Source organism: Stenotrophomonas sp. SKA14 (assembly GCF_000158575.1).
Classification (GTDB): Bacteria; Pseudomonadota; Gammaproteobacteria; order Xanthomonadales; family Xanthomonadaceae; genus Stenotrophomonas; species Stenotrophomonas forensis.
In genome coordinates, this window is the sequence record NZ_DS999412.1 from 63,065 (window position 1) to 89,082 (window position 26,018).

General features: G+C 68.0%; 25 protein-coding genes. 15 read left to right on the top strand and 10 right to left on the bottom strand.

From position 1 onward, the window contains the following. Nucleotides 1-59 precede the first annotated feature (59 nt). The 8 genes from SSKA14_RS00380 (at nucleotide 60) to SSKA14_RS00415 (ending at nucleotide 6,425) form a co-directional block, all read left to right on the top strand. Nucleotides 60-422 (top strand): hypothetical protein, encoded by a 363-nt coding sequence (locus SSKA14_RS00380; protein ID WP_008268406.1) that lies wholly within the window; start codon nucleotides 60-62, stop codon nucleotides 420-422. An 8-nt stretch (nucleotides 423-430) separates the two neighbouring features. Continuing rightward, on the top strand, nucleotides 431-901 hold the full coding sequence (locus SSKA14_RS00385; protein ID WP_008267318.1) for a phage holin family protein: 471 nt from the start codon (nucleotides 431-433) through the stop codon (nucleotides 899-901). After that, nucleotides 898-1,353, top strand: a complete 456-nt coding sequence (locus tag SSKA14_RS00390; RefSeq protein ID WP_008267243.1) for a hypothetical protein — start codon at nucleotides 898-900, stop codon at nucleotides 1,351-1,353. The genes SSKA14_RS00385 and SSKA14_RS00390 overlap by 4 nt, the downstream gene beginning before the upstream one ends. Nucleotides 1,354-1,420: 67 nt before the next feature. Further along, on the top strand, nucleotides 1,421-2,530 hold the full coding sequence (locus tag SSKA14_RS00395; protein ID WP_040006610.1) for an AI-2E family transporter: 1,110 nt from the start codon (nucleotides 1,421-1,423) through the stop codon (nucleotides 2,528-2,530). A gap of 31 nt (nucleotides 2,531-2,561) precedes the next feature. Further along, complete coding sequence (locus tag SSKA14_RS00400) at nucleotides 2,562-3,281, top strand: HAD-IA family hydrolase (protein WP_008265546.1); 720 nt, start codon at nucleotides 2,562-2,564, stop codon at nucleotides 3,279-3,281. A 3-nt stretch (nucleotides 3,282-3,284) separates the two neighbouring features. Continuing rightward, nucleotides 3,285-4,652 (top strand): M17 family metallopeptidase, encoded by a 1,368-nt coding sequence (locus SSKA14_RS00405; RefSeq protein ID WP_008266105.1) that lies wholly within the window; start codon nucleotides 3,285-3,287, stop codon nucleotides 4,650-4,652. Nucleotides 4,653-4,788: 136 nt separating this feature from the next. Continuing rightward, nucleotides 4,789-5,892, top strand: coding sequence for a catalase family peroxidase (locus tag SSKA14_RS00410; RefSeq protein ID WP_008266857.1), 1,104 nt, complete (start codon nucleotides 4,789-4,791; stop codon nucleotides 5,890-5,892). Next, nucleotides 5,889-6,425: a cytochrome b gene (locus SSKA14_RS00415; protein ID WP_008266747.1), complete on the top strand. Its 537-nt coding sequence runs from the start codon at nucleotides 5,889-5,891 to the stop codon at nucleotides 6,423-6,425. The genes SSKA14_RS00410 and SSKA14_RS00415 overlap by 4 nt, the downstream gene beginning before the upstream one ends. Nucleotides 6,426-6,994: 569 nt before the next feature. On the opposite strand, the gene SSKA14_RS00420 is transcribed toward SSKA14_RS00415, so the two are convergent. The 4 genes from SSKA14_RS00420 to SSKA14_RS00435 are packed head-to-tail and all read right to left on the bottom strand — an operon-like array spanning nucleotide 6,995 to nucleotide 10,484. Next, nucleotides 6,995-7,597, bottom strand: a complete 603-nt coding sequence (locus SSKA14_RS00420) for a response regulator (protein WP_008268231.1) — start codon at nucleotides 7,595-7,597, stop codon at nucleotides 6,995-6,997. Continuing rightward, nucleotides 7,594-8,808, bottom strand: a complete 1,215-nt coding sequence (locus SSKA14_RS00425; protein WP_008268060.1) for a sensor histidine kinase — start codon at nucleotides 8,806-8,808, stop codon at nucleotides 7,594-7,596. Before SSKA14_RS00425 ends, SSKA14_RS00420 begins: the two co-directional genes overlap by 4 nt. Nucleotides 8,809-8,814: 6 nt before the next feature. Then, nucleotides 8,815-9,591, bottom strand: coding sequence for an ABC transporter permease (locus SSKA14_RS00430; protein WP_008268351.1), 777 nt, complete (start codon nucleotides 9,589-9,591; stop codon nucleotides 8,815-8,817). Then, nucleotides 9,588-10,484, bottom strand: coding sequence for an ABC transporter ATP-binding protein (locus SSKA14_RS00435; protein ID WP_008268078.1), 897 nt, complete (start codon nucleotides 10,482-10,484; stop codon nucleotides 9,588-9,590). Before SSKA14_RS00435 ends, SSKA14_RS00430 begins: the two co-directional genes overlap by 4 nt. A 202-nt stretch (nucleotides 10,485-10,686) precedes the next feature. On the opposite strand from SSKA14_RS00435, the gene SSKA14_RS00440 reads away from it, so the two are divergent. The 4 genes from SSKA14_RS00440 to SSKA14_RS00455 all read left to right on the top strand — a co-directional run bounded on the left by SSKA14_RS00440 (nucleotide 10,687) and on the right by SSKA14_RS00455 (nucleotide 15,234). After that, nucleotides 10,687-11,934, top strand: a complete 1,248-nt coding sequence (locus tag SSKA14_RS00440) for an efflux RND transporter periplasmic adaptor subunit (RefSeq protein WP_008267726.1) — start codon at nucleotides 10,687-10,689, stop codon at nucleotides 11,932-11,934. Nucleotides 11,935-12,036: 102 nt separating this feature from the next. After that, complete coding sequence (locus SSKA14_RS00445; RefSeq protein ID WP_004153799.1) at nucleotides 12,037-12,726, top strand: ABC transporter ATP-binding protein; 690 nt, start codon at nucleotides 12,037-12,039, stop codon at nucleotides 12,724-12,726. Nucleotides 12,727-12,740: 14 nt separating this feature from the next. Next, nucleotides 12,741-13,898 carry an ABC transporter permease gene (locus SSKA14_RS00450; RefSeq protein WP_040006613.1) on the top strand — a complete coding sequence of 386 codons (1,158 nt, stop codon included), beginning with the start codon at nucleotides 12,741-12,743 and terminating at the stop codon, nucleotides 13,896-13,898. Between the two features lie 13 nt (nucleotides 13,899-13,911). Beyond that, nucleotides 13,912-15,234 carry an ABC transporter permease gene (locus SSKA14_RS00455; RefSeq protein WP_008265036.1) on the top strand — a complete coding sequence of 441 codons (1,323 nt, stop codon included), beginning with the start codon at nucleotides 13,912-13,914 and terminating at the stop codon, nucleotides 15,232-15,234. Between the two features lie 75 nt (nucleotides 15,235-15,309). Here the strand turns inward: SSKA14_RS00455 and SSKA14_RS00460 are convergent, their stop codons facing one another. Next, entirely contained in the window at nucleotides 15,310-15,609 is a 300-nt protein-coding gene (locus tag SSKA14_RS00460; protein WP_008268499.1) for a YrhB domain-containing protein, read from the bottom strand. Nucleotides 15,610-15,967: 358 nt separating this feature from the next. Between SSKA14_RS00460 and SSKA14_RS00465 the strand changes: the two genes are divergently transcribed. Beyond that, a complete protein-coding gene (locus SSKA14_RS00465) occupies nucleotides 15,968-18,793 on the top strand; it encodes a TonB-dependent receptor (RefSeq protein ID WP_040006614.1) in 2,826 nt (941 codons plus the stop codon). Nucleotides 18,794-18,914: 121 nt separating this feature from the next. Here SSKA14_RS00465 and rarD read toward each other — a convergent pair whose 3' ends face one another. Both rarD and yedA read right to left on the bottom strand, forming a co-directional pair. Next, nucleotides 18,915-19,814 carry an EamA family transporter RarD gene (rarD, locus tag SSKA14_RS00470; RefSeq protein ID WP_004153791.1) on the bottom strand — a complete coding sequence of 300 codons (900 nt, stop codon included), beginning with the start codon at nucleotides 19,812-19,814 and terminating at the stop codon, nucleotides 18,915-18,917. Then, nucleotides 19,811-20,716 carry a drug/metabolite exporter YedA gene (gene yedA, locus SSKA14_RS00475; RefSeq protein WP_040006616.1) on the bottom strand — a complete coding sequence of 302 codons (906 nt, stop codon included), beginning with the start codon at nucleotides 20,714-20,716 and terminating at the stop codon, nucleotides 19,811-19,813. The genes rarD and yedA overlap by 4 nt, the downstream gene beginning before the upstream one ends. A 223-nt stretch (nucleotides 20,717-20,939) precedes the next feature. On the opposite strand from yedA, the gene SSKA14_RS00480 reads away from it, so the two are divergent. Both SSKA14_RS00480 and SSKA14_RS00485 read left to right on the top strand, forming a co-directional pair. Further along, nucleotides 20,940-22,274, top strand: a complete 1,335-nt coding sequence (locus SSKA14_RS00480; protein ID WP_008265793.1) for an MFS transporter — start codon at nucleotides 20,940-20,942, stop codon at nucleotides 22,272-22,274. Nucleotides 22,275-22,341: 67 nt separating this feature from the next. Continuing rightward, nucleotides 22,342-22,641, top strand: coding sequence for a hypothetical protein (locus SSKA14_RS00485; protein ID WP_040009194.1), 300 nt, complete (start codon nucleotides 22,342-22,344; stop codon nucleotides 22,639-22,641). Between the two features lie 74 nt (nucleotides 22,642-22,715). Here the strand turns inward: SSKA14_RS00485 and SSKA14_RS00490 are convergent, their stop codons facing one another. From SSKA14_RS00490 to SSKA14_RS00500, 3 genes are all read right to left on the bottom strand, one after another. Next, on the bottom strand, nucleotides 22,716-24,368 hold the full coding sequence (locus tag SSKA14_RS00490; RefSeq protein WP_008267107.1) for a M28 family metallopeptidase: 1,653 nt from the start codon (nucleotides 24,366-24,368) through the stop codon (nucleotides 22,716-22,718). A 105-nt stretch (nucleotides 24,369-24,473) separates the two neighbouring features. Further along, entirely contained in the window at nucleotides 24,474-25,406 is a 933-nt protein-coding gene (locus tag SSKA14_RS00495) for an MBL fold metallo-hydrolase (protein WP_008266006.1), read from the bottom strand. 156 nt (nucleotides 25,407-25,562) lie between these two features. Further along, entirely contained in the window at nucleotides 25,563-25,865 is a 303-nt protein-coding gene (locus tag SSKA14_RS00500; RefSeq protein ID WP_008268518.1) for a hypothetical protein, read from the bottom strand. Nucleotides 25,866-26,018: the final 153 nt, after the last annotated feature.

Genomic DNA, 26,018 nt, shown 5'->3' on the forward strand with positions numbered 1-26,018 from the left:
CTGTCAGTCCAGGTCGGCACCGCCGACACCCGTTCCCCCATCGCAACAGGAGTGATTCGATGAGCCCCACCAATACCGAGAACCTGAAGGAACACCTGGGTGAAGCCGGTTCCCACCTGAAGCAGGCCGCCACGGCCGCCGGCGGTGCGATCAAGGGCGCAACCGGTGCTGCGACCGATGAACTGCGCATCGGCAAGGCCAACGTCAAGGCCGAACTGTCCGACAGCGCGCTGTCCGGCCTGGCCGCCGCCGAGTTCGGTGGTGCCGCCGCCAAGGAACAGGTCGATGCACTGATGGACAAGGGCAAGGATCTGATCGACAGCGCCGCTGAGCTGATCCGCGAACGTCCGCTGGCCTCGTTCGGCGTCGCCTTCGCCGCCGGCTGGATCATTGCCAAGCTGGCCCGCGGCAGCGACAAGTAAGCCGCAGCGTGAGCGAAGACAACGCGCAAGCGCCTGATCCGGCGGCCACCCCGCCGCTGGATGAGAGCATCCGCCAGGTCGGTGCAGCCGGCCGTGCCGCTGCCGATTCGGCCAAGCATTCGCTGCGCTCGCTGCGCCGGTTGGCCTCGGCCGACTTCGCGCTGGCACGCAGTGCGTTCGGCCGTGCGCTGGCCTGGGCCGGCGTGGCGATCGTGTTCGGTGCGTCGGCCTGGCTGCTGATGGCGGCCACCCTCATCGCCCTGCTGCAGAGCTGGGGCCTGAGCTGGCTGCAGGCCCTGTTGATCACCTCGCTGCTGAGCCTGGCCGTGACCGGCTATGCGATCTGGCGGGTGTCCTACTTCTTCCACCACACCGGCATGCATGCTACCCGGCGCCAGCTGTCGCGCCTGGGCCTGTTCGACGAGCCCAGCGAGGACGATCCTGATGCCGAGGTGCAGCTGCCGGAGGGCAAGCCATGAAGTTCGGTGCGCTGCAGCGGCGGGTGAAACGCTGCGAACAGGTGGTGACGGTGCGACTGGTCGAGACCCAGGACCACTGGTCCACGCTCAGCCAGGTCTGGCGCCAGGGCTGGTCGCCGCTGCGCATCGTGGTGGTCGGCCTGGCCGGCGGTTTCATCGCCGGCAAGCTGGAAGTGCCGGGCAAGGTCAACGGTGCGCGGTGGCTGCAGATGGTGGGCTCGGTCTCGAACCTGTTCGCCAGCGCGCAGGCCGCGTTCGCTACGGCCATGGCGGCGCAGGCCGCAGCCACCGCCGACGATGCCGCCGAAGAAGCCGACGATGCCAGCGAGCAGGCACAGGCGGCCGCATCGGCATCCGCCGCACGCCCGGCACCGGCAGCACAGCCGGCAGCGGAACCGGAACTGCGCGAGCCGCGTCCGGCCGAAGCGGCCACTGAACTGTCCGAACGTTGATGGATGGAATCCGCCGCGCCGATCGCGGCCGGCGGATAATGCGCTTCCCTTCCCGGTTGATGCGTCGATGAGCGAGCCCCTCCTGTCCCCGTCAGCGGCCGGCCCCGAACTACCCGAGGCACCGCTGCCGCCACCGTCGCGCCCGCGCGGCCCGATGTCGCTGGTGGTGCTGGCCACGCTGGCGGTGGGCTACACCCTGTGGGCCGCACAGGACATCATCCTGCCGGTGCTGCTGGCGATGTTCTTCGCGCTGGTCGGCAACCCGATCCTGCGCTTGCTGCAGAAGCTGTGGATTCCACGTGCGCTGGGCGCACTGCTGGTGCTCGGCGCCGGTCTCGGCGTGACCGGTGCGCTGGCGGTGCAGCTGATCGGCCCGGCGATGGAGTGGGCACAGGAGGCCCCGCAGCAGCTGCGCAAGGTCGCGCGCCAGGTGCAGGACCTGACCAAGCCGGTGCAGCAGGCCAACCAGGCCGCGGAGAACTTCGCGCGTGTCGCCGGCGGTGACAGCAACCGCAAGGTGCAGGTGATCCGCACCCAGCTCGACGACCCGTACCGCATGCTGACCCGTGCACCACGGCTGGCTGCCTCGGTGCTGGCGGTGGTGCTGCTGACCCTGTTCTTCATGATCTACGGGCAGAACCTGCAGCGCGCGGCGATCGCGCTGTTCCCGAACCGCCAGCAACAGCGCTTCACCAGCGACATCCTGCGTTCGATCGAGCGCGAGGTCTCGCGCTACGTGCTGACCATCAGCGTGATCAATACCCTGGTCGGGCTGGTGTTCGCCGGTGTCCTGATGCTGTTCGGCATCAGCCTGCAGGACGCACTGCTGTGGGGCACGGTGGCGGCGCTGCTGAATTTCGCGCCCTACGTGGGCCCACTGATCGGCGTGGCGCTGATGCTGCTGATGGGCTTCGTGGAATTCAGCGACCCGCTGCAGGCGCTGCTGCCGGCGGCGGCCTACCTGGCCCTGCATACCGTGGAGGGCCAGGTGGTGACCCCGATCGTGCTGGGGCGGCGCATGAAGCTGTCGCCACTGGTGCTGATCCTGGCACTGATGGTGTTCGGCTGGGCCTGGGGCATGATCGGGCTGCTGCTGGCAGTGCCGCTGCTGGTGTGCATCAAGCTGGTGCTGGCACGGCTGGACGGCATGCAGGGCTGGGCGCGCCTGCTGGAATGAAAGCCCGCGCGGGCAGGCGTAGAATGGCGGGGTGAATTTCCCCGTCCAAGCCATCACCCTCGACCTTGACGACACGCTGTGGCCGTTCGCTCCGATCGGCGCCCGCATCGACCTGGTCCTGCACGAGTGGATGCGTGAACACAGCCCCGCCACCGCCGCGATGTATCCGGTGGCAGCGATGCGCGAACTGCGCGAGCGCCTGTACCACGCCCATCCGCACCTCCATCACGACCTGAGCGCACTGCGCCGGCTGACCCTGCACGAAGCCCTGCACGGCAGCGGCGCCAGCCTCGACCTGCTGGAGCCAGCGTATGAAGTGTTCTACGCCGCGCGCAACCAGGTCGAGTGCTACCCCGATGCGATCGAGGCACTGGCGCGGATTGCCGCGCGGGTGCCGGTGGCGGCGCTGAGCAATGGCAACGCCGATCTGGAACGGATTGGCCTGGCCCATCATTTCGCCTTCCAGCTGGGCGCACGCGAACACGGCGCGGCCAAGCCCGAGGCAAGCATCTTCCACGCCGCCTGCGCCCGCCTGGGTGTGGCGCCGGCACAGGTGCTGCATGTCGGCGACCATGCCGAGATGGACGTGGCCGGGGCGATCGCCGCAGGCCTGCGCGGATGCTGGATCAACCGTGAAGCCGCCACCTGGACCCATCCGCAGCTGCAGCCGGACCTGCAGTTCGACACCCTCACCGGCCTGGCCGACTGGTTGGATGCCAACCTCGACGCTGCCGCACCCCGGAGTATCTGACGCATGAGCGAGATCACTGGTTTCACCACCGACGCCACCGCGGCGCTGCCGCTGTACGTGCTGGACCGCGAGCAGTTCGCGGCCTGGAAGGAGGGCCAGCCGGCCGCGACCCAGGCCTGGCTGGCATCGCAGGGCTTTACTGCCGGCGCCTTCAGCACCGCGCTGCTGCCCGGTGCCGACGGCCTGGCCGGTGCGGTGATCGGCGTCGGTGATCGCGCCGACGCCTACAGCTACTCGCACGCTCCGCACGCCCTGCCGGAAGGCAGCGTGTGGCAGCTGGCCAGCGAACTGCCGGCCGCCGAACAGGCGCTGATGCAGCTCGGCTGGGGCCTGGGCAGCTACCGCTTCGACCGCTACCGCAAGCGCCATCGTGCGCCGGCGCAGCTGGTGGCCGCCCCCACCGGCGAAGCGGCCGACCTGATCACCGCCAGCCTGCGCGTGCGTGACTGGGTCAACACCCCGACCGAGGACATGGGGCCGCAGCAGCTGGAAGACGCCGCACGTGCGCTGGCCGACGCGCATGGCGCCGAGGTCGAGGCGATCACCGGCGATGCGCTGCTGAAGCAGAACTTCCCGGCCATCCACGCCGTGGGCCGCGCCTCGCACCGCGCTCCGCGCCTGGTCGTGCTGCGCTGGGGCAAGGACACCGATCCGGCACTGGTGCTGGTCGGCAAGGGCGTGTGCTTCGACACCGGTGGCTTGGACATCAAGCCGGCCGACGGCATGCGCAACATGAAGAAGGACATGGGCGGCGCCGCGCACGCGCTGGCCCTGGCCGGCCTGGTGATGGCCCGTGGGCTGCCGGTGCGGCTGACCCTGCTGGTGCCGGCGGTGGAAAACGCGATCGGCCCGGATGCCTTCCGCCCGGGCGAAGTCATCGCCACGCGCAAGGGCCTGAGCGTGGAGATCGACAACACCGACGCCGAAGGCCGCGTGATCCTGTGCGACGCGCTGACCTTCGCCAGCGAGCAGAAACCCGACCTGGTGCTGGACTTCGCCACCCTCACCGGTGCTGCACGCATCGCGCTGGGCCCGGACCTGCCGGCGCTGTTCAGCAACGATGACAGCGTGGCCCAGCAGTGGCTGCAGGCCGGCGACGCGACCCGCGACCCGGTCTGGCGCATGCCGCTGTGGCGCCCCTACCTGCGCTACCTGACCAGTGGCATCGCCGACCTGGCCAACGCCGGTTCGCGCATGGCCGGCTCGGTCACCGCCGCGCTGTACCTGGAACGTTTCCTGGAAGACGGCCAGCGCTGGGCGCATCTGGACGTCTATGCCTGGAACGACGGCGAACGTCCGGGCCGTCCGGCCGGTGGCGAAGCGCTGGCGCTGCGCTCGGCGTGGGCGATGCTGAAGGCGCGCTACGGCTGATCCGGCAGGTGCCCACCCCAGGTGGGCACTGCTTCCCCGGCAAACTTGACGAAAATTTGAATACCGGGCCTGGAAGGGTTCTGCGAGGATGTGCGGGTCGACCACCCACACGCTCCGTGAAGGCAGGAACCCGACCATGTCGCTCTTCCGCTATACCCGCGCCGGCCAGGCGCCAGGCGCACCGCGCAGGCATTCACCGCTGCTCTGGATCGCCCTGATCGCGCTCATCCTGGGTGCCGTCGCACTGACCTTCGCCTGGCTGGCCGGCTGGATCGGCAACCGCCTGACCGCGCAGCGCTTCACCGACACCATCGAAGCCACCGGCCCGGCACATCCGGGCTTCCGCCGTGCGCACAGCAAGGGCGTCTGCGTGAGCGGCTGGTTCGAACCGAGCGCACAGGCGCCGACGCTGTCCAGCGCACGGGTGTTCTCGCAACCGCGCGTGCCGGTGATGGGGCGGCTGTCGATCGGCGGCGGCGATCCCTACGGCGCCGACAACACCGCACGCGTGCGCAGCCTGGCGGTGCAGATGGTCAGCGATGACGGGCAGGAGTGGCGGATGGCGATGAACAGCTTCCCGTTCTTCGCCGTTCCCGATGCCGAGGCGTTCTTCGAGCAGACCCGCGCCTCCATTCCCGACCCGGCCACCGGCAAGCCCGACCCGCAGAAGATGGCGGCCGTGCTGGCGAAGTACCCCAGTGCACAGGCCTTCCAGCAATGGGCCAAGACCGCGCCATGGACCAGCAGCTGGGCCGACACCACCTTCAACAGCGTCAACAGCTTCTGGTTCACCAACGCGCAGGGCCAGAAGCGCGCGGTGCGCTGGCGCTGGCAGCCGCAGGCGCCGGTGGTGGAAATGGACGCCGAAACGCGCAAGCAGGCCAGCGTCGATTTCCTCAGCCAGGAACTGCAGCAGCGCCTGGCCAGCGGTCCGGTGCGCTGGAACCTGGTCGTCAGCATCGCCGAACCCGGCGACGCCATCGATGACCCGTCGGTCGCGTGGCCCGAGTCGCGTGAACAGGTGGTGGCCGGCGTGCTCAGCCTGGATCGCATGCAGTCGCAGGAAGAAGGCGCCTGCGGACAGATCAACTTCGATCCGCTGATCCTGCCCAGCGGCGTGCGCGGCAGCGACGATCCGATCCTGGCCGCACGCTCGGCCGTGTACTCGCAGTCGTTCAACCGCCGCGAACGCGAGCGCGCCAGTGGCAACGTGGAGCAACCGAAGGAGGCCGCACGATGAGCACCGGCAATGGCCACTTCAACCTGCTGGCGCGGGTGCTGCACTGGTCCATGGCGCTGATGATCATCGCCATGCTGTTCATCGGCGTGACCATGGTCGCCTCGCTGCATCTGCGCCCCGTGCTGATCGACCTGCACCGTCCACTGGGCATCGCGATCCTGCTGCTGGTGCTGCTGCGCCTGTACAACCGGCTGCGCCATCGCCCCCCGCCGCTGCCGGCCGATCTGCCGGTGTGGCAGGTGATGGCGGCCAAGGCGTCGCATTGGATGCTGTACGCGCTGATGCTGTCGATGCCGCTGATCGGCTGGGCGATGCTGTCGGCCGGGGGTTACCCGATCGTGCTGTGGGGTGGCCTGCATCTGCCGCCGATCGTGCCGCACACCCCGGCGCTGTATGCCGCGCTGCGCAACGCGCACAGCCTGCTGGCCTACGTGTTGTTCGCTACGGTGCTGATGCATGTGGGGGCGGCGCTGTTCCACCTGTGGGTGCGGCGTGACGGGGTGTTCCAGGCGATGGCGCGCGGGAAGGATTGAGCGGGTTCGCCGGGAGTTCCCGGCGGATCGTTTCCGTGCCTGCGGGGAGGTGTCACTTTCTTTGCTCGTGCAAAGAAAGTAACCAAAGAAACACGCCGCCAGGTCGCGAGCCGGTGCTACGCACCGGTGCCCTGTGCTTCTCGGTGAATCAGGGGACGGCGCCGAACTCGCTGCGCTCAAACACCGGCGCCTCTTCGCCCCTGATTCCCCTGCGATGCTCGGCTCGCTATAAGGCGGACCCAACGTCAAAGGCCACAGCTGCACCCAGTAGATCCACGCCATGCGTGGTTGCCGTTGCCGTTGCCGTTGCCGTTGATCTTGACCTTCCAGTCCGCCTTCAAGCGAGCCGAGCACCGCAGGTCCGGCGAGGGCGAAGAGGTGCGGGTGTCTGAGCGCAGCGAGTTCCCGCACCGCCCCTCGACGGGCCGAGGAGCACAGGGCACCGGCGTGCGAAGCGCGCCGGCTCGCGGCCGGCGGCGTGTTTCTTTGGTTACTTTCTTTGCACGAGCAAAGAAAGTGACACCCCCCCGCGGTCGCGGAAATGACATCACCGGGATGGGCAGGGCGCCCTACAACCACCCCTTCTGCCGCGCCAGCCGATACGCCTCGATGCGATTGGCCACGCCCAGCTTGCCGATGCACTCGGACAGGTAATTGCGCACCGTGCCGTGCGACAACCCCAGCTGCTCGGCGATCTCGCTGGCCGTGCGGCCCTCGCCCGCCAGCCGCAGCACCCGGCGCTCGCGGTCGGTCAGCGGGTCGGCCTGCGACCACGCATCCAGCGCCAGCTGCGGATCGATCGCGCGGATGCCCTGGTTCACCTTGCGCAGCGCATCGGCCAGGTTCTCGGCCGGTGCGTCCTTCAACAGGTAGCCCAGCACGCCTGCTTCCAACGCGCGACGCAGGAAGCCGGCACGGGCGAAGGTGGTCACGATCACCACCTTGATCGGCAGCTCATGGCGGGCGATGCGCTGCGCCAGTTCCAGCCCGGACAGACCAGGCATCTCGATGTCGGTCACCAGGATGTCCGGCTTCAGCTGCTGCAGCATCCGCCATGCGGCTTCACCGTCGGCGGCGCTGCCCAGTACCTCGATATCAGGCTCCAGGCCCAGCAGCGCCGACAACGCACCCCGTACCATCGCCTGGTCTTCGGCCAGCAGGATGCGGATCATGCCGCACCGCCCGGTGCCAATGACGCCGGCGGCAACGGCGTGCTGGCGGCCACCAGCGGCACGCGCACGGTCAGCACCGTGCCATCTCCGCGCGGCGACTGCAGCGTCAACTGGCCACCCAGCGCCGCCGCCCGTTCGCGCATGCCACACAGTCCATTGCCCTCGGCCTGCACGCCACCGCGCCCGTCATCGCGTATCTGCATCGCCAACTGTCGTTCCTCAAGCATGAAATCCACCTGCACCCGGGTCGCCTGCGCATGGCGCACGATATTGGTTGCCGCTTCGCGCAGCACCAGCGCCAGTCCACGCTCCACGTCCACCGGCATCGGCGGCGGCGGCGTGTACTGCAGGTGCACCTGCTGGCATTCCAGCAGCAGGCGTGCCGAAGCCAGCTCGCCGGCCAGGTCACTGGCGCGGATGCCGGTCACCGCACTGCGGACCTGTGCCAGCGCTTCGCGGGCGATCGCCTCGGCCTCGCCGATCTCCTGCCGCGCGCGCGCGTCGCCACGGTCGTGCAGCTTGCGCGCCAGCTCCAGCTTCAACGTGATCAGCGACAGGGTGTGGCCGAGCAGGTCATGCAGGTCGCGGCCGATGCGCTCGCGCTCGGCGGTGGTCGCCAGCCGCCGTACTTCGTCCTGCGACAGCTGCAGGGCAACATCGCGCTGCTGGCTCAGGGCCTCCACGTTCACCACCAGCCCGACAATGAACGACACCGCCGGCATCCACACCATGGCCTGCCACGGATAGCCGAAGTACAGCGCGGTGCTGCAGAACAGCAGATTCAGCCCGGTCAGCTGCAGCAGGTACGCCCACCAGCTGCTGCGCCCGCTCATGCGGATCATCACGCAGCCGAACACGAAGTAGCTCAGCCCCGAGGGGTACCAGGGCAGCAGTACCAGCGCCAGCACGATCATGCCCAGCGCATAGCGCCACCCATGGTGCCGTGGCGCCAGCATCACCCTGGCGTAGAGCAGCAGGAACAGCGGATAGCTGACCAGGGTCAGCAGCAGCCAGCGCAGCGTGAAGCCATTGCCCAGCACCGGGGTGAGGAAGATCCATACCGACCACAGCAGGTGGATCGCGCCGCTCCAGGGCGACTTGCCACGTCGCAGCAGTTCGGCCACGGCCGAATCCGGCGCAGGGCGCAGCAGGGACGCAAGCCAGCTCGACGACACGGGAGGATCCAGGCGGGGACGAACGTTGCCGATCATGCCAGTTCAGCCGATCCGGCGCAGGCGGCGGCGTGCCAGCAGCAACGCCACCACGGTCACCGCCAGCAGCACCAGCAGATGGCCGCCGATGCTGCCCGCCGACGGCAGCCCGACCACCGGCAGCGCCAGCTGCGCCAGATGCCAGGTCGGCCACAGCGGTGCCATCGTCGAGAACAGCGCAGGCAGTGCCGACAGCGGCAGCCACAGCCCCGACAGCAGGGCCAGCGGCAGATAGACCAGGTTGACCATCGCCGGCGCCGCACTGGCGCTGACATGGCTGCCGATCAGCAGGCCGATCGCTCCCAGCGGCAGCGCGGCCAGGCCGGCCACCGCCAGCAGCTGCAGCATCTGCGCGGGTTGCAGGTGCACGCCCCCCAGCATGCGCGCCACGCCGATCAACAACGCGGCCACCAGCAGCGCGAACATCACTGCCATCGCCAGCCGTGCCAGCAGTGGTGCCGCCGCCGGCATCGGCAGCGCGCGCTTGAGGGTCAGCAGGCCGCCTTCGCGGTCCAGCGCGAGCTGCACGCCGAAGCCGAACAGGGCCGGCGCCATCGCGCCGAACACGCAGTAGGTGGCCAGCAGGTACAGCGGCGCATGACCCCGCCCCAGCAGCACGCCGAACAGCAGGTAGAACAACACCGGGAACAGCAGCGACGGCACCGCGAACGCGGGCGTGCGCCAGGCGCGGCGCAGCTCGGCCTGCAGTTCGGCGGCGTAGGGGCGCAGGGCGCGGCGCCATCCCGGGCGCGCGGCTGCAGGCGTACGGATCACGGTGTTCATGCGGCCTCCCGGGTCATGTCGAGGAAAGCGTCGGCCAGTGCCGCGCCCTGTACTTCCAGCTCGCACAGCTGCGCGTCGGCGGCCAGCAGCCGCGCCACCACCGGTTCGGCCGGGCTGGCCAGCAGCTGCAGGTGCTCGCCCTCGCGCTGCACCTGCTGTACACCGGGCCACTGCCGCAGCACATCGACGGCCAGCGCACTGCGGCAGCGGATGCGGCGCGGCCGGTCGGCCAGGCACAGTTCGGCCAACGGCGCGTCGGCCAGCACTCGGCCCTGCTCCAGCACCACCACCTGCTGCGCCAGCGCTTCGGCCTCCTCCAGGTAATGGGTGGTCAGCAGCACGCCGCAGCCCTCGGCCACGTGCTGCCGGATCGCCTGCCACATCACCTGCCGCGCCTGGATGTCCAGGCCGGTGGTCGGCTCGTCCAGGAACAGCAAGCGCGGGCGGCCGCAGATCGCGATGGCGAACTGCACGGCACGCTGCTGGCCACCGGACAGCTGGCCGTAACGGCGCCGCGCCAGCGCCTGCAGGCCGGCGCGCTGCAGCACCTCCGGCAAGGGCATGGGGTCGGGATAGCAGGCGCTGGCCTGCGCCACCAGCTCGTCCACCTGCAGCATCGGCGGCAGGCTGGTGCTCTGCAGCATCACGCCCAGGCCCAGTCGGCTGGCGCGTTGCTGCGGGTCGCCGCCGAGCAGCTCGACTTCGCCGGCATCGGCCCGGCGCAGGCCCAACAACACGCTGATCGCGGTACTCTTGCCAGCACCGTTGCGGCCCAGCAATGCCAGCACCTGGCCAGCGCGGACCTGCAGGTCGATGCCATGCAGGGCGGTATGGTCGCGATAGCGCACCTGCACCTGCTGCAGGCGGGCCAGCGACGGGGCGATCGGATCCATGGGCGGTACCGGTAGCGGGGACGTTGCCATCCTGTGCCTCCGTGGTCACGTTTCGCAGTTGCCGCCGTCAGTGTCATCGGATGACAGCTGTCACTGCCATCATCGCCGTACCTGCCTTCATGCTGTGCCGCACGCTCCCTCGCCGGAACCGCCGCCGTCCGCTCTTCCGGCCACACCCGCCCGAACGCCTGTGATGGAACGAATGAACGCTTCTGCCGAGCTGTTGAAGGAACTCCGTATCGACCGCAAATCGCCGCCGACTGCCTCCGGTGGCAGTGGCGGTGGCCGCCGCTGGCTGTGGATCGCGATCATCGTGGTGGTGTTGCTGATTGCCGCCGCCGTCGCCTTCCTGTTCGGCCGCACGCCGGCTGTGGAAGTCGAAACCGCGCCTGCCGTGGCCATCCAGCAGGGCAGCGCCAGCAGTTCGGTGCTCGACGCCAGTGGCTACGTGGTTGCCCGGCGCATGGCTACGGTGTCGGCCAAGATCACCGGCAAGGTGCGCGAGGTGATGATCGAGGAAGGCATGCGCGTGGAGCAGGGCCAGATCATGGCCACGCTGGATCCGATCGATGCCGACGCGCAGCGCAGCCTGTATGCCTCGCAGCTGCAGGCCGCGCGCAGCCAGGTGGCCGGGCTGGAGGCGCAGCAGAAGCAGGCCGCGGCCGAAGCCAGCCGCCTGCAGGCGCTGGTCGGCCAGCAGCTGGTGTCGCGCTCGCAGTACGACCAGGCCGTGGCCCAGCGTGACAGCCTGCGCGCCCAGCTCGACACCGCCCAGCGCAACGTCAAGGTCGCCCACGACCAGCTGGCCATCGCCGACCTCGGCGTGGACAACAACGTGGTGCGCGCGCCGTTCTCCGGCGTGGTTACCGCCAAGGCGGCGCAGCCCGGTGAAATCGTCTCTCCGTTGTCGGCCGGTGGTGGCTTCACCCGTACCGGCATCGGCACCATCGTCGACATGGACTCGCTGGAGATCGAGGTCGAGGTCGGCGAGGCCTTCATCGGCCGCGTGCAGCCGAAGATGCCGGTGGAGGCCACGCTCAACGCCTACCCGGAGTGGAAGATTCCGGGCGAGGTGATCGCCATCATTCCCACCGCCGACCGCGGCAAGGCCACGGTGAAGGTGCGCGTGGCACTGAAGGTTAAGGACCCGCGCATCGTGCCGGAGATGGGCGTGCGGGTCAGCTTCCTGGAGCAGGCACAGCCGCAGGCCGCCAGCAAGCCGCAGGGCGTGCGCGTACCGGCCGGCGCGGTGGTGCAGCGTGAAAGCAGCACGGTCGCCTTCGTGCTGGGCGATGACAGCCGCGTGCAGCAGCGCACGGTCGAGGCCGGCCAGGCGATGGGCAAGGACCGCCAGATCCTCAAGGGCGTCAGCGCGGGCGAGTCGGTGGTGGTCAATCCACCGGACACCCTGCGCGATGGCGCCAAGGTGCAACAGAAACAAGCGCAGTAACGGCCTGGCGCCCCCGCGCGCCGCCGGCAGCACCGCTCGACGCACGCCCGCGGCCACCGCGGGCGCAGTGCCCCGTTTCCCGCCTTCCGTGGAGAACCACCCATGTCGACCCTGGTTTCACTGCGCAACATCACCAAGACCTACCAGCGTGGCCCCGAGAAAGTGCAGGTACTGCACGGCATCGACCTGGACATCGCGCGCGGCGACTTCGTCGCGCTGATGGGCCCATCCGGTTCGGGCAAGACCACCCTGCTCAACCTGATCGGCGGCCTGGACAACCCCAGTGGCGGCGAGATCAGCATCGAAGGCGAGCGCATCGACCAGATGAGCGGCGGCCAGCTGTCGACCTGGCGCAGCCACCACGTCGGCTTCGTGTTCCAGTTCTACAACCTGATGCCGATGCTGACCGCGCAGAAGAACGTCGAGCTGCCGCTGCTGCTGACCCACCTCAGCGCCGCGCAGCGCAAGCGCAATGCGGAGATCGCGCTGACCCTGGTCGGCCTGGCCGACCGCCGCAGCCACCGCCCGAATGAACTGTCCGGCGGCCAGCAGCAGCGCGTGGCGATTGCCCGCGCGATCGTCTCCGACCCCACCTTCCTGATCTGCGACGAACCCACCGGCGACCTCGACCGCCAGTCCGCCGAAGAGATCCTGGGCCTGCTGCAGCAGCTCAACCGCGAGCACGGCAAGACCATCATCATGGTCACCCATGACCCGAAGGCCGCCGAGTACGCCACGCACACCGTGCACCTGGACAAGGGCGAGCTGGCCGACGCGCCGCTGGCCCACTGACGGAGGCCACCGCGATGAAATACTTTTCATTGGTGTGGGCGCAGCTGTTCCGCAGCCGCACACGTACCTTGCTGACCCTGCTCTCGGTAGTGGCCGCGTTCCTGTTGTTCGGCATGCTCGATTCGGTGCGCGTGGCCTTCAATTCCGGCGGCAGCGTGGAAGGGGCCAACCGGCTGGTGGTGGCCTCGCGGCTGTCGATCACCCAGTCGCTGCCGATCCGCCTGGAGACCCAGATCCGCCAGGTGGCCGGCGTGCGTGATGTGGCCTACGGCATGTGGTTCGGCGGCATCTACCAGGACCCGAAGAACTTCTTCCCGAACTTCTCGGTGTCGCCCAACTATTTCGACGTGTACCGCGAACTGCAGATCGACCCAACGCAGCTGGAAGACTGGAAGCAGACCCGCACCGGCGCCATCGTCGGCGAAACCCTGGCCAAGCAGTTCGGCTGGAAGATCGGTGACACCATCCCGCTGCAGGCCACGATCTTCCCGCGCGGCGGCAGCAACGACTGGCCGCTGGAACTGAAGGGCATCTACCGCTCCAAGGACCGCGCATTGGCCGCCAACGAAGAACGCCAGTTGATGATGAACTGGAAGTACTTCGATGAATCCAACGACTACATCAAGAACCAGGTGAGCTGGTACACGGTGACGCTGGACAATCCCGACCACTCTTCGCGGGTGGCGCAGGCCATCGATGCGATCTCGGCCAACTCCGACCACGAGACCAAGACCCAGACCGAATCGGCGTTCCAGCAGGCCTTCGTCAAGCAGTTCGCCGACATCGGCATGATCGTCACCTCGATCATGGGTGCGGTGTTCTTCACCCTGCTGCTGCTGACCGGCAACACCATGGCGCAGGCGGTGCGCGAGCGTGTGCCGGAACTGGCCACGCTGAAGACGCTTGGCTTCAGGGACAGCACCGTGCTGACCCTGGTAATGGTGGAGTCGGTGCTGCTGATCGGCCTTGGTGGCCTGATCGGCATGGGCCTGGCCGCACTGGTGCTGCCCGCGATCAGCCCGAAGAGCATGGGCATGCTGCCACCGCACGTGCCGACGCCGACCTGGCTGATGGGGCTGGGCCTGATCGTGGTGATCGGCATCATCGTCGGGCTGTTGCCGGCGCTGCGTGCCAAGCGCCTGAAGATCGTCGACGCACTGGCCGGCCGCTGAGGAGGACACCGACATGTTCAAGAGCAAACTCAAGAAGTGGCTGGGCAACGCGCTGACCGTGCTGCTGCTGGTGATCGGCCTGGTGCTGTGGATCAGCCTTCCGTGGATCGGCGTACTGGCCGTGGCGGTACTGGTGGCGCTGTGGCTGCTGCTCACCCGCGGCGGACGGCTGGCGCTGGCCGCCACCCGCATCGGTGTGGCCAGCCTGCCGCAGCGCTGGGGCGCCTCCTCGGTGATCGTGGTCGGCATCGCCGGCGTGGTCGGCGTGCTGGTGGCGATGCTGGCGATGGGCGAAGGGTTCCAGGCCACGCTCAACAACACCGGCGACGACACCACCGCCATCGTGCTGCGCGGCGGTTCGCAGGCCGAGACCAACTCGGTGATCACCCGCGAGCAGGTACCCACACTGTCTACCCTGCCTGGCATCAGCCGCGATGCGCAGGGCCGGCCACTGCTGTCGCCGGAGCTGTCGCAGGTGGTCAACCTGGTGTCGAAGGCCGATGGCACCGACGTCAACGCGCAGTTCCGAGGCGTCGGCCCGCAGGCGTGGGCCGTGCATGACAAGGTCAAGATCATCGAAGGGCGCCGGTTCGCCGCCGGCCTGCGCGAGATCGTGGTCGGCCAGGGCGCGCGCGGCCAGTTCCGCGATATGGATGTCGGCAAGACGCTGACGCTGGGCAACCAGACCTGGACCGTGGTCGGCGTGTTCGCCACCGGCGATGCGCATGATTCGGAACTGTGGACCGATGCCGATACGCTGGCCACCACCTATCAACGCAGTGCCTGGCAGTCGATCAGCGTGCGTACCGATGGCAAGGCCGGCTTCGAGCAGTTCAAGGCCGCCGTCGCCGCCGACCCGCGGCTGAAGCTGGACGTGGAAACCACCCGCGTCTACTACAGCAAGCAGGGCGGCGGGCTGACCAAGCTGATCGACATCCTCGGCAAGGTGATCGGCACGATCATGGCGGTGGGCGCTGTGTTCGGTGCACTCAACACCATGTATGCCGCCGTGGCCACGCGTGCCCGCGAGATCGCCACCATGCGTGCGATCGGGTTTCGCGGCCTGCCGGTGGTGACCGCGGTGATGCTGGAGACGATGCTGCTGGCGCTGCTCGGCGGGCTGCTCGGATGCGCGGTGGCGTGGCTGCTGTTCAATGGCTACAGCGTGTCCACCATCGGCAGCAATTTCAGCGCGGTGGTGTTCAAGTTCCATGTGTCGCCGGAACTGCTGTGGACGGGCCTGAAATGGGCATTGGGCATCGGCCTGGTCGGCGGCCTGTTCCCGGCGCTGCGCGCGGCACGATTGCCGATCACCACGGCACTGCGCGAAACCTGAGCATCACGCAGCGACGGAATGCGCATCGCGCAGAGGGACGGAGCGAAGGCTCCGTCCTTTTTTCGTTTGCCGAACTCAGAAATCTGCCGCTGCGGCATCAGACGGCAGGGCGCGCGAGGCCAGATGCTGGCGAAGGGCGTCCTCCGGCGGATACGCCGTGCCCAGCGCGTGCTGCTCGCCCGTATGCCGGTCGACGAAGATCGGTCCATTGCCGGCCAACGCATCCGAGATTTCGCCGGATTGCAGGTAGCGCAGCGACTGGAAGCAGAACAGCCAGCCTTCGACCACTTCAAGCTCATGCGTGATGGCAACCGGCTCTTCGTCGCTGGCAAGTACAGCCTCGACGCGACGGCGAGCTTCTTCGAGCTGGATCATTCCTTCATCTCCCACTTTCGACGACAACGCGAAGAGCATTTCATGCAGGTTGATGCATCGCAACGGATGCGCGCCTGCGTACAAGCGCGCGCTGCGGCGTGTTGTCGCAACCCCTCAAGCGTGCCGGGTTCGTGCCGCTATCGATGCCTCTGCCCATTGCAAACGCAGCGCACGTGACGTTGCGCACAGTGCATCTGTGGATTGTTGGTTGCGATTCATCTTCGCACGCATGCAGCAGCGCAGAGGCAAACAGTTACCGATGGAAACACTCTAGAATCCGGCCCCCCACGTTGGTTTGCAGCACCCCACGCGCCCACAGAACGGGCGCTTGTTTTTCCTGAAACACGAGATGTCACGGATGTCCCTGAAAACCACTCCGCTGCGCAACGCGATCGTGATCGCGCTGGCCGCCAGCTGCACCACCCCCGCCTTTGCGCAGAGCGCCGGCGATACCACCACCAACCTCGACCGCATCGAAATCACCGGCTCGCGCATCCGCCAGGCCAGTGTCGAAACCGCACAGCCGGTGATCGCGCTCAGCCGCGCCGAGATCGACAAGAAGGGCTACGTCAACGTCGCCGACATCCTGCAGGACATTCCTGCAGCGGGCGCGCCCAGCATGAGCCGCGCCTCGTCGCTGACCTCCTCGCGCGACTTCGGCGGCATGTACGTCAGCCTGCGCAACCTGGGCCCGGAACGCAGCCTGGTGCTGATCGACGGCCGCCGCATGGGCGTCAGTGCCGGCGGTTATTCCGACCTGGCCTCGATCCCGTCGGCGATTGTCGAGCGCGTTGAAGTGCTGACCGACGGTGCCTCCGCACTGTACGGCTCCGATGCCATCGCCGGCGTGGTCAACATCATCACCCGCAGGAACTTCGATGGCGGCCAGGCCAGTGCCTACGTCGGCCAGTACGGCGAAGGCGACGGCCAGAAGCGCTCCTACAGCGCCACCTTCGGCAAGACCTTCGACCGCGGCTGGTTCAGCGTCGGCGCCGAGCGCACCAAGGAAGACGAGGTGCTGGGCAAGGATCGCGAGTTCAGCCGTTACCCGAACGGCCCGCGCCACCCCAATGATGGCCTGAACGGCAACACGCCGTGGGGCTACGTCACCGTGGGTGGCAAGAACCTGACCGTGGGCCCGGGCGGCGACCCCAGCAAGGCGGGCAACTTCCACGCGCCGGACCCGGCCGACGGTGCCAACACCAAGTCGAACATGAGCCTGCAGACCGGCCTGGAGCGCACCTCGGTGTTCGCCAACGGCGGCTTCTCGATCACCGACGACCTGCGCATCGTCGCCGACGCGCTGTACAGCAAGCGCGAGTCGATCAAGCACCTGGCCGGTTACCCGTACTCGGTGAGCGCCGCGCAGGCACGCAGCGGCAGCCGCGCCGCGCTGTCCAAGGACAGCGCATTCAACCTGTGGGGCCAGGATGTGCTGTTCGCACACCGCACCGAGGAACTGCCGCGCGGCACCGAGAACAACCTGGAAACCAAGCGCGCCAGCATCGGCCTGGAAGGCAGCTTCGAAACCGGTTCGCGGTACTGGGACTGGAACGTCAGCTACATGTACAACCGCAATGAAGGCGAGCGCATCGGTACCGGCAGCATGTACCAGCCGCACGTCAACCTGGCCGTCGGCCCGTCCTTCATGGATGGCGATGTGGCCCGTTGCGGTACGCCGGGCGCGGTGATCGCCGGCTGCGTGCCGTGGAACCCGGCAGCGCCGATGGGCTACACCGGCCCGGGCTCGCTGAGCAACCAGGACGTGCAGGACTACCTGTTCACCCGCTTCGTCGACAAGATGCAGAGCACCACCAAGGTCGCCAGCGGCAACATCTCCGGCTCGCTGTTCACCCTGCCGGCCGGCGACATCCTGGCCGCGCTGGGCGTCGAACACCGCAGCGAGGAAGCCAGCTATACCCCGGATGCGAAGGTACAAAAGGGTGAGATCGCCGGTACCAGTGGCCAGCCGACCCGTGGCAACTACTCGCTCAACGAGGTCTACCTGGAGCTGCAGGTGCCGCTGCTGGCCGACCTGCCGTTCGCGCGTGAACTGTCGCTGGACGTGGCTGGTCGCTACTCGGATTACAACAACTTCGGTTCGACCACCAACAGCAAGTTCGGGCTGAAGTGGAAGCCGATCGACAGCCTGCTGGTGCGCGCCACCTACGGCACCGGCTTCCGTGCGCCCACCGTGGACGACCTGTACGGCGGCACCGTCAGCAGCCGTGACGCGTTCACCGATCCGTGCGATACCTCCTTCGGTACCGCCGCCACCAGCGCCGCCGTCGCCGCCCGCTGCCAGGCGCTGAAGGTGCCGGCCAACTTCCGCCAGCTCAACAGCGATGGCAGCGTGGCCACCAAGCCCGGCCAGCAGGCCACCACCGATTTCAGCTCCGGTTCCAACCCGGAACTGAAGCCGGAAACCGCCAAGACCTGGACCGTCGGCCTGGTGTACAGCCCGGACTTCGTGCCAGGCCTGGACGTCAGCCTGGACTGGTGGAAGATCCGCATCAACAACGCCATCGTCGGCGAGTCGGCCACCAACCTGTTGGAACAGTGCTACGTGCAGGGTTCGGACGCCGCCTGCGGCCGCTTCACCCGCGGCAGCAACGGCCAGGTCAACAGCCTGGACCGCTCGCTGGTCAACGCCGGTTTCCGCGAGACCGCCGGCTATGACATCAACCTGCGCTACCGCCTGCCGGACACCACGTTCGGCAAGTTCGCCGTCAACTGGAACACCACCTACACCGACTACCTGGAGCAGCGCAACGACAACGCCGTCACCACTCCGGTGGAACAGCGTACCGGCTGGGGCGGCGACTTCCGCGTGCGCTCCACCTTCAACCTGGATTGGCAGTACGGCGACTTCGGCATCGGCTGGACCGCACGCTACTACTCCAGCATGAAGGAGAAGTGCTCGTACATGGACGAGTGCAACCTGCCGGACTTCAACTCGCCGTACACCAGCACCTCGCCGACCAACAAGGTGGGCTCCAACACCTTCCACGACCTGCAGGTGCGTTACAGCCTGCCGTGGGATGGCACCGTGTCGCTGGGCGTGAACAACGTGTTCAACCACCAGGGTCCGACCATGTACAGCCAGCCGAACAGCAGCTTCACCTACTACGGTGGCTTCGACATCGGCCGCTTCATGTACATGAAGTACCAGCAGCGCTTCTAAGCCTGCAACCGCGTTCCCGCCACCGCCATCTCTCTCTCCTGGCGGTGGATGGAAGCAGAACGGCGCCCTTCGGGGCGCCGTTCTTTTTTCCTGCATCGTGTTCGCCGGGCCTGGCCCGGCGTTATCGTTTCGCAGCGCGCATCGTGCGGATGTTGTCACCGACAAACAGCACCAGGCCGGCCCAGATCGCCGCAAAGCCGATCGCCTTGCCGGTATCGAATCCTTCGTGGAAGAAGAACACGCCCAGCAGCAGCTGCAGGCTCGGCGCGATGTACTGCAGGATGCCGACCAGTGACAGCGGGATGCGCTTCACGCCGTAGGCAAAGCCGATCAGCGGTACCGCAGTGACCGCGCCGCCGAAGATCAGCAGCAGGTCGTTGCGCCAGCCCCAGCCATGGAAGAAGGCACCGCCGTGGCCGTTCTCGGCCCAGATCGCGAACGCCAGCGCCGGCAGGAACAGGTACAGGCTCTCCACGCCCAGGCCGGCCACCGGATCGACCGAGACCAGCTTGCGCAGCAGCCCGTACAGGCCGAACGAACAGGCCAGGCCCAGCGCGATCCACGGCGGCGTGCCGGCATCGATGGTCAGCCAGGCCACGCCCACTGCTGCCATCGCCACCGCCACCCACTGCAGGCGGCGCAGGCGTTCCTTCAGCACCAGCACGCCCAGCAGCACGTTCACCAGCGGATTGATGAAGTAGCCCAGGCTGGTCTCGATCACATGCCCGGCATTGACCGCCCAGATGTACAGGCCCCAGTTGAAGGCAATGGTCAGGCTCGATACCAGCAGGATCGGCAGCGCGCGTGGCTGCGCCGCAATCTTCTTCCACCAGCCCAGGCGCGAGCTGATCAGCAGCCAGCCCAGCACCATCACCGTGCTCCAGATGATGCGGTGGGCAATGATCTGGAACGACGGCACTTCATTGAGCAGGTGCCAGTACACCGGCACCAGCCCCCAGATCACGAAGGTGGACGCGGTGACCAGCAGGCCCCGGCGTTGTTCTTTCTCGTCCATGCTCATTGCTTTCGCGTCCTTGCCATCGTCAACACCACCACGCCCAGAAGAATCACCGCCATGGCCAGCAGGTCACGCCAGCCGAACCGTTCACCGTTGAGCAGCGCGCCCAGCAGCACCGCGATCACCGGATTGACGTACGCGTAGCTGCCGGCCAGCGCCGGGCGCACGTTCTGCAGCAGCCATACGTAGGCGGTGAACGCAACGATGGAACCGAACACGCACAGGTAAGCCATCGCCAGCAGGCCGCTGGTGTCGGGCAGCGTGGTCGGGCGCTCGCCCACCGCCAGGCCGATCAGCACCAGCAGCACACCACCGCAGATCATCTGCCCGGCCGCGGTCATGAACGGGCCCGGCAGGTCCAGGCCGCGCGCCCACACCGAACCGAACGCCCAGCCGACCGGTGCGATCAGCAGCAGCACCAGCCCGGTTGGCGATGCGGTCAGGCTGCTGCCGGCATTGAGCCAGACCACGCCCAGGAAGCCGATGGCGATACCCAGCCACTCGCCGCGGCTGGCGTGCTGGCCGCGCAGCGCCGAGAACAGCGCCATCCACAGCGGCACCGAGGCCACGGCCGTGGCGGCCAGGCCCGAGGACACCTCGCGCTCGGCCAGCACCACCATGCCGTTGCCCAGCACCAGCATGGTCACGCCCATGATGACCAGGTTGCGCCACTGCCGCAGGGTCGGGTTGGGCAGCTTCCAGAACAGGCGCAGCGCCAGGTACATCACCCCGCCGGCAATGATGAAGCGGCTGCCGGAGACCATCGTCAGCGGCAACGCGCCGCCGTGCAGGGCCTTGGCGATGCCCAGGTAGGTCGAGCCCCAGACCACATAGACCAGCAGCAGTGCCAGCGCGACAAGGCCACCCCGGGGGGCAGCCGCAGACGGAGAGGGGGGAGCCGACATGACGCACCAGGAATCCGGGGGAAGGCGGATTCTAGGACGTTTTGAGTATGGTCCGTGCGCCCGTACGGTGGCACGCTGTCATCCATCCATGCACCCTGCTCTGGTCTGCTACCCCGTGTTGACGGTCGATGCAGTACCAAGAGGGCTGCCCGGCCGCGCCGCCCCAAGGCCGGGCGCCGTTTTCCCTGCGCACGGACGCGCCGCATCGAGGATTTCCACCCAGATGAGCACCACGTCCCAACCTGCTGTTCCCGCGAACGACCGCGCCGCCCTGCGGCGGTCGATCTCCAACACCCTCAAAGGCTCCGCCGGCAACCTGGTGGAGTGGTACGACGTCTACGTGTACTCGGTGTTCGCCGTGTACTTCGAATCGCAGTTCTTCTCGCCGGACGACAAGAACTCCACCATGTACGTCTGGGCGATCTTCGCGGCGACCTTCCTGATGCGCCCGATCGGCGCCTGGTTCTTCGGCCGCTTCGCCGACCGCCATGGCCGCCGCCTGGCGTTGACCGTCTCGGTCACCCTGATGGCCGTCTGTTCCTTCCTCATCGCCATCACGCCCACGGCGGCCAGCATCGGCATCTGGGCGGCGGTCATCCTGCTGTTCGCGCGCCTGCTGCAGGGCTTCGCTACCGGCGGTGAGTACGGTGCCAGTGCCACCTACATGTCCGAGGCCGCGATTCCCGGCCGCCGCGGCTTCCTGTCCTCGTTCCACTACGTCACCCTGGTCGGTGGCCATGTGCTGGCCCAGCTGACCCTGCTGCTGATGCTGACCTTCTGGGGCAAGCCGGAAATCTCCGAGTGGGGCTGGCGCATCGCCTTCGGCATCGGCGGTATCGCCGCGGTGGTGGTGTTCTGGCTGCGCCGGGGCATGGACGAGTCGCTGTCGGAGTCGTCCATCGAGGCCGCGCGCGAAGGCAAGGCACAGAAGTCCGGCTCGATGTACGAGCTGTTCGTGCACCAGTGGCGGCCGCTGCTGCTGTGCTTCCTGATCACCGCCGGTGGCACCGTGGCCTTCTACACCTACTCGGTGAACGGCCCGAAGATGATCCAGAGCGCCTTCGCCGGCAACGACCCGATGACCGGCACCCTGATCAACCTGGGGGTGCTGACGTTCCTGATGGTGCTGCAGCCGGTCGGTGGCTGGCTGTCAGACATCATCGGCCGCAAGACCCTGCTGGTGTTCTTCGGCGTCGGCGGCGTGCTGTACAGCTGGTACCTGATCACCCAGCTGCCGCACCAGCATGACGCCACCCTGGCCTTCCTGACCCTGGCCATGGCGTTCGTCATCCTCACCGGCTACACCTCGATCAACGCGGTGGTGAAGGCCGAACTGTTCCCCACCCACGTGCGTGCACTGGGCGTGGGCCTGGGCTATGCACTGGCCAACTCGCTGTTCGGCGGCACCGCCCCGCTGCTGTACCAGGGCGCACTGAAGACCGGCCACGTCGACTGGTTCGCCATCTATGTCACCGCGACGATCGCGGTATCGTTGGTGGTCTATGTGTTCTTCCTCACCAACAAGGGCCCGAACTGGCTCGACGGCACCCGCAAGTAAGCGCGTTGCCTTCATCGCGGCCACCGGTGCAATGCCGGTGGCCGCTGCGTCTGCCGCGTCGCCACTGATGTGGATCGCGGCGGCGCTGGCGGCCGCTACGGCACTGGCCTGGCTGCTGCACCGCCCTGGCGCGCAGGCATCGTGGCCGCGCATCGGCTTCGGGATTGCCCTGCTGGTGTTCTGTGCCGCGCTGGCGCTGCAGCTGGCGGTGGACCTGGGCAGCGGCCACAGCTCGCTGCAGCTGCGCCTGCATCGCGGCATCAACGCCGGGTCGCCGGTTGGCCTGCGTACGATGGTGGCGTGTTATCTGGCCGCGCTCGCCGTCAGTGGCTGGGGCGCATGGAAGCTGCTGCGCCAGCGACGGTAGTGCCGGCCGCTGGCCGGCAACCACGCCGTCTTTCCGAAGGTTCATGAGGTTGCCGGCCAGCGGCCGGCACGACCTCAGCGGCGGGCGGCTTCGCTCTTGTCGCGCGCGCCGCGGAACTCCGATTCCTTTTCCCAGGTCGGCCAACGGCGGCTGTTGGCCAGCTCCGCGCCCAGGTCGTAGACCAGCAGGGTATCGGCGGCGTGGCCGCTCGGGTCCCAGCTCGGGGTCCAGGCATCGCAGGCCTGGTGGTAGCAGTCGGCGAAGTACTTCTCGCGCAGCGCGCGGCCGGCTTCCACGCCACCGTCCAGCTTGTCCAGGCCCGGGCCGATGGTGATCGCCGGCACGCCCAGGCGGGCGAAGGCGAAGTGGTCGGCGCGGTAGAAGAAGCCCGCCTCCAGGTTCGGGTCCGGGCTGTAGCTGCGGCCGCGGGCCTTGGCCACGCGTTCCAGGTCGCCTTCCAGCGACACCCGGCCCTTGCCCCACGACGCGATGTCGCGGGTCGGGCCGTCCGGGCTGAACATCTCGATGTTCAGCACCGCGGCGGTCTTGTCCAGCGGCGCCAGCGGATGCGCGGCGTAGTAGCTGGCACCCAGCAGGCCCTTCTCTTCGGCGGTCAGCGCCACGAAGTACAGCGTGCGCTGCGGCTGCGGGCCGGCGGCGAACACGCGGCCCAGCTCCAGCACGGTGGCCACGCCGGTGGCGTTGTCGATCGCACCACGACGGATGCGGTCGCCCTTGGCGTCGGGCTGGCCGATGCCGAAGGCATCCCAATGCGCCGAGAAGATCACCGCCTCGTCGCCGTGCTCGCCGCCGGGCAGCTTGGCCACCACGTTGCGGGTCACCACCTGCTCGCGCTTGAGCGCGAGATCCACGCTCAGCTTGGCGTTGTCCAGCGCCACCGGGCGGAAGTCGGCGCGCATCGCCTTGCGCTTCTCGGCATCGAAGTCGAGACCGGCGTCAGCGAAGATCGCCTCGGCCAGCCCGCGCTGCATCCAGCCACGCAGCGGCGTGTGCTGGGCCATCGCCTCGGCCTGGCCGCGCTCGATGTCGAACAGCGGCGAGGTGCCCGAGCTCTTCACCGTGGCCCAGCCGTAGGCGGCCGGTGCGGTCTCGTGCACGATCAGCACGCCTTCGGCGCCACGGCGTGCGGCTTCCTCGAACTTGTAGGTCCAGCGGCCGTAGTAGGTCACCGCCTTGCCATCGAACGCGCCCGGCGCATCGGCCTCGAAATCGGCATCGTTGATCAGCACCACGGCGATCTTGCCGTGCAGGTCCACGTCCTTGTAGTCGTTCCAGTGGCGTTCCGGCGCGTCGATGCCGTAGCCGACAAACACCAGCGGCGCATCCTTGATCTGCACGCGCTTGCGCGGCTGCAGGCTCTGCAGGGTCACGTCCTCGCCGTTCACCAGTGCACGCGTGCCACCCTTCAGCGACAGGCTGGCCTTGGCAGCGCCGTCCAGCTGCGCACGCACCAGCGGCACCGGCTGTACCCAGCTGCCGTCCACGCCGCCCGGCTGCAGGCCGTAACTGCGGAACTGCTCGATCAGGTACTGCACCGTGCGCTCTTCGCCTTCGGTGGCCGGCGCGCGGCCCTCGAATTCATCCGATGCCAGCACGCGCACATGGCGCGACAGTGCCTGCGGATCGATGCCGCCGCCGGGCAGGTCATTGGCCGCCTGGGCCAGGCCACCCACGAACAGGCAGGACGACAGCAGCAACACGCGCATCGGATTCACGGCAATACCACGGCAGGCTTGGAAGTCACCAGAGTGTAACGTGGTCATGACGTCGCGGTGCAGCGTCGGCTCGCCTCATCCACGCATGGCGTGGATCTACCTGCGGACGCGGTCCAGCCAGCAGGCCAGGCCCTGTGCGTTGAGTTCGATGTCCATCGCCAGCACCGCAGTCACGGCAGCCTCATCCAGCGCGCAACCATGCTGCTGCGCGCGTTCCAGGTACAGCGCCTGCAGCGCGGCCAGCAGGCAGCGATGGCGGTCGGGCCGGCCATCGCACTGGCGGCCGATGGTGGCCATCGCATCGATCTGTTCGAACAGATCGTCGGCCAGCTTCTGCACCTGCTGCACGCGCCCATAGTGGGTCAGGTACATCGCCTGCGGCGCGTAGTCGAGCATGCGCCGGATCGAGGCCTTCATCGCCTCCGGATCGAACTGCACCGGCGACGAGGTGGGGAAGATGAAAGCGCCCTGCGCGCTGTCCAACTCGCGGTAGGAGATGCCGAACGTATCGCCGGTGAACCAGCTGCGGCTGCGCGCGTCCCACACGCAGTAGTGGTGCAGCGCATGGCCCGGCGTGTGCAACAGCACCAGCTCGCGGCCGGCCAGATCGATGCGGTGCCCGTCTTCGGCCACCACCACGCGGGTCTCCGGAATCGCCTCGATGCGACCGTAGCTGCGCGCGATTTCCTCGGCACCGTACACCGCCGTGGCACCGGCAATCAGCCGGGTCGGGTCGATCATGTGTGGCGCACCGCGCGGGTGCAGGACCGCCCTGGCGTTCGGCAGCTGCTGCATCAGCAGGCCGGCGCCCCCGGCGTGGTCAAGATGCACATGGGTCAGCAGCAGCCAGTCCACCGCCTCCACGCCCAGGCCGGCGTCCGCCAGAGCCTGCAGCATCGACGGCACCGACAGGCCGGTGCCGCAGTCGACGAACGCGGCGCGGCCGTTTTCAACGATCAGATAGGCCGCATCGAAATCCGGACGCTGGAAGCCGGTATCGATGGTGTGGATGCTGGGGTCGGCGGTCATCGGCACGCACCTGGCAGGAACGGGAACAGAGTCCCATGGTAGGCGCGCAGGCGGCCCGGGTTCGATGCGGCTTTGGTCGGGTAGTGCCGGCCGCTGGCCGGCAACCTCGGGGTAGCCTGGTGAATGCAGTTGCCGGCCAGCGGCCGGCACTACCGATCAGCCGCAGCGCAATGCGAACCGCGGCCGCAGCAACAGGGCCATTACCAGCACCGCGAGGAATGCACCGTAGGCGTACAACACCGCCAGCACCTGTGGCCAGATCGGGCCGGCGCCGGGCTGTGCCATGCCAATGCGATAGCCCCACAGCATCGACAGGATGCTCAGCGCGAAGGCCAGCAGCAGGGTGATGCCATCGAACAGACGCCGCCGCGGGGTGCGCGGCTGGCGCGGGAACAGCCAGTACAGGCTGCCCAGCAGCAGGAACCAGGGCAGGAACAGCAGCAGCGACAACCAGGCCATTGCAGACTCCATGTCATCGCGCCGGAGGCGCGCGGACATCATGCCATGCGCGATGTGCCACGGTAGTGCCGGCCGCTGGCCGGCATTGCCTATGCAAACGCCGTGGTAGTGCCGGCCGCTGGCCGGCGTGCCCTATGCAGTTGCCGGCCAGCG